This window comes from Flavobacterium collinsii, assembly GCF_902804485.1.
Taxonomy (GTDB): Bacteria; Bacteroidota; Bacteroidia; order Flavobacteriales; family Flavobacteriaceae; genus Flavobacterium; species Flavobacterium collinsii.
In genome coordinates, this window is the sequence record NZ_CADCST010000178.1 from 1 (window position 1) to 2,802 (window position 2,802).

The 2,802-nt window shown below is 29.8% G+C and carries 6 protein-coding genes; all 6 read right to left on the reverse strand.

Going from position 1 to position 2,802, the window contains the following annotated elements:
• Nucleotides 1-190: 190 nt before the first annotated feature.
• Entirely contained in the window at nucleotides 191-616 is a 426-nt protein-coding gene (locus FLA105534_RS23300; protein ID WP_173968466.1) for a hypothetical protein, read from the reverse strand.
• Between the two features lie 2 nt (nucleotides 617-618).
• Nucleotides 619-1,116: a hypothetical protein gene (locus FLA105534_RS23305; protein ID WP_173968467.1), complete on the reverse strand. Its 498-nt coding sequence runs from the start codon at nucleotides 1,114-1,116 to the stop codon at nucleotides 619-621.
• Between the two features lie 17 nt (nucleotides 1,117-1,133).
• Entirely contained in the window at nucleotides 1,134-1,499 is a 366-nt protein-coding gene (locus FLA105534_RS23310) for a hypothetical protein (protein WP_173968468.1), read from the reverse strand.
• A 14-nt stretch (nucleotides 1,500-1,513) separates the two neighbouring features.
• The gene (locus tag FLA105534_RS23315; protein WP_173968469.1) at nucleotides 1,514-1,744 is read right to left on the reverse strand and encodes a hypothetical protein; all 231 of its coding nucleotides are present in this window, start codon (nucleotides 1,742-1,744) and stop codon (nucleotides 1,514-1,516) included.
• A gap of 237 nt (nucleotides 1,745-1,981) precedes the next feature.
• Nucleotides 1,982-2,431 (reverse strand): hypothetical protein, encoded by a 450-nt coding sequence (locus FLA105534_RS23320; protein ID WP_173968470.1) that lies wholly within the window; start codon nucleotides 2,429-2,431, stop codon nucleotides 1,982-1,984.
• A 4-nt stretch (nucleotides 2,432-2,435) separates the two neighbouring features.
• Nucleotides 2,436-2,802: hypothetical protein (locus FLA105534_RS23325; RefSeq protein ID WP_217427734.1), on the reverse strand; the 367-nt coding region annotated here is incomplete at its 5' end.

A 2,802-nucleotide genomic window follows, 5' to 3' on the forward strand; every position in this document is an offset into this window, starting at 1 on the left:
TCCGTCTATGAGTCCTGCATCAAGAGCCTGTATTTTGTATTTACTGCTGGCAAAGTCTTTGTTGACAGGATTCCAAAAACTTTCGGGAAGTTCAATTTTGTTTATCAGATCCTGAAAAACAGAATTGATTTGTGTTGTTGCCTTAAAAATTTCGCTACCCCATTCGGGCTACCCTAGAGGATAATGTTTTTTACTCTTTCCCATACCTTTCATTAATACTTTTTATGTGATCTACTAAAGTTTTAGGCAAGGTGTTTTTGACTAATTTGTCCCTCCATACTTCCGCTGATAAACGAATACTCCATTTTTTCTTATAGCCATAATTTACAATTATCGGAGTAAATGCTACGTCTTCTGATTTGGGAGCTAATTTATAGTCACCCCCCACATAAAATCGAAGTGTCTCACTTATATACGCCCAAAATTCCTTTATATCATCAGAATTCATAGTATTTAGATCTTTAAAGTAGCTTTCAATTATTTCTATACTATTCCAGCCAAATGATAAATTGAATTCAGGGGATTTAATTTTTATTTTTTCCTCTAAAGATTTAAGGAACAATGGGATTTCAATGATGAATTTTTCGTATTCTTTTTTATTAAGTTCTAGCATCATTTTTAATATTTTTTAACAATAAATAAGTCTTCTGATATTTTTCTGTTTTTAAGTTCTTTTTTAATAAATTCTAACACGTTTGGATCTACTTCACTAAAGCAATGCCATTCGATTTTAGTAATATCCTTAGCTAAACCTTCACTTATTATCTCAATATCCTTCAAAATTTGATCTTTGTATTTTGATAAAGTTACAGGGCCAGATTTTACTTCTCTTGCTATTTCATCTAAAACATTGTCAAAATAACGTTTACCATCAGATGTCTTAATTCCTTTTTTAGGTTTTAAACCGCCTTCTAAAAGTTGAAATTCTTCTTCTGTCAATTTTCCGATTTCTCTATTTTTATATAAGGTTTTATAGCGTTGTAACCATTCCTCTTTTGTTAATAGCCCCTTATATCTGCCAAAAGCATCATCCATTTTTTTAGCAAAATTGCATTCATGAGCGAGACGTTCGTACCAGCCTTTAGATTTGTGAAAAAAAAGCTTTGATTCACTCAAAGCTTTTTTAGGGGTAATTATTTTTCTTTACTAAACCTTTCTATCCATCCATTTTCGATTATAAGTTCTGCTTTTAGCATTTCGCTTATCTCAACTAGATTTACTTGCTTGCCTTCTTCTTCATAGACTAATTTAAATTGTTCATTTTCTTCAAAAATATTTAAGAAATCAAATACTAATAGATTAATATTCTCATGAATTAATTCTTTCAGTAGATATTTCTCTTCGTTATTTAACTTTTCGAAGATTGTATTATACTGTTGCATCGTTGGATTTTTAAATCCTTGAAAAATTGCTTTTGAAATCCCTTTGTATTGCCTGTCAATTATTTGATTTACAACTAGTTTTCCATAATTATCTAAAATTTCTTGATTTGTTTTCATGTTGTGTTTTATTTTTAGTTTATCCCGTTCCAAGGAATGTTTTTTATTTCAGTAATTCCTTTTACTTTAATATCTTCTAAAGCTTTCACTACCCAGCCAGTAGCTACATCTTCAGGAATACCAGCATTGATCATTGCTTTAATCTCTATTTCTACCATATCTTCGATACTCAACTTTTTTAATGGATTGGCTTTTTTCCAAGCAGAATAAAGACTGTTTTGTTGTCCCGTGATTTTTGTATGCACTCCTATGTCGCCAATCTCTTCTAATTTATCGATTGAAACACTAAAAGCTTTATTGTAATCATATTCTGTGACCCCCGCTCCCGCACGAATCCTTTCGTGTGGTACGTTCTACTTGCACTTTCAGAATTACAAAATTTATAGTTTCTACTCGTTTTAATATTTTAAACTTTTATAACGAGACTAGGCCTTGATATACATACTGCCACACGAAAGGATTCGTGCAGTAGCGGGGGATTTTTATGCGTAAAATTCAATTACATGTTCAAACGTTCCTCTTAAAGTTCCTAGCATTTTTTTTTTTGTAACACCAACAAACCAAGAATCAACCGCAATACCAATCCACTTTTTTTTTCCTTTTTTATCAAATCTATTTCCAAAATTTATAAGTTGTGGAGTCCCTGCACAATAATCTGTTTTTGATGCAATTATTAATTCGCCTCCTAATTTGTCCATTAATAATCTAGAAAAAAATGCCCAAAAACCAAGTTGTAGTTCTCTTTGAATATCTTCAGTTTTTGTTGAGAATTCGTCTTCATAAAACACTTGGATTTCATCAATTTTATTAGCAAAATCATCAATCGAAACACCTGTTAATCCATATTCATTTAGATACTTTATTAGTTTATCTATGCATAAATCCATCTTAAGAATAAAATTTTCTAATTCTTTTTTGTTTTTTAGTACCATATTTCTAATAATTTATTATTTCAAAAACTCTTTTATCTTTTAACTCTTTTCTTAAATTATCTTTAATAAATTTCTCTATTACTTCTCTATCTACTTCATTAAAACAGTGCCATTCTATTTTAGTTATTTGACCAGCTGTTAAATTCTGGTTTAAAATCTCAATATCCTTCAAAATTTGATCTTTGTATTTTGATAAAGTTACAGGACCAGATTTTACTTCTCTTGCTATTTCATCTAAAACATTGTCAAAATAACGTTTACCATCAGATGTTTTAATTCCTTTTTTAGGTTTTAAACCGCCTTCTAAAAGTTGAAATTCTTCTTCTGTCAATTTTCCGATTTCTCTATTTTTATATAAGGTTTTATAGCGT

Coding starts and splice junctions, on each gene's coding strand:
- FLA105534_RS23300 (WP_173968466.1), bottom strand. CDS start 616: ATGATGCTAGAACTTAATAAAAAAGAATACGAAAAATTCATCATTGAA.
- FLA105534_RS23320 (WP_173968470.1), bottom strand. CDS start 2,431: ATGGTACTAAAAAACAAAAAAGAATTAGAAAATTTTATTCTTAAGATG.
- FLA105534_RS23310 (WP_173968468.1), bottom strand. CDS start 1,499: ATGAAAACAAATCAAGAAATTTTAGATAATTATGGAAAACTAGTTGTA.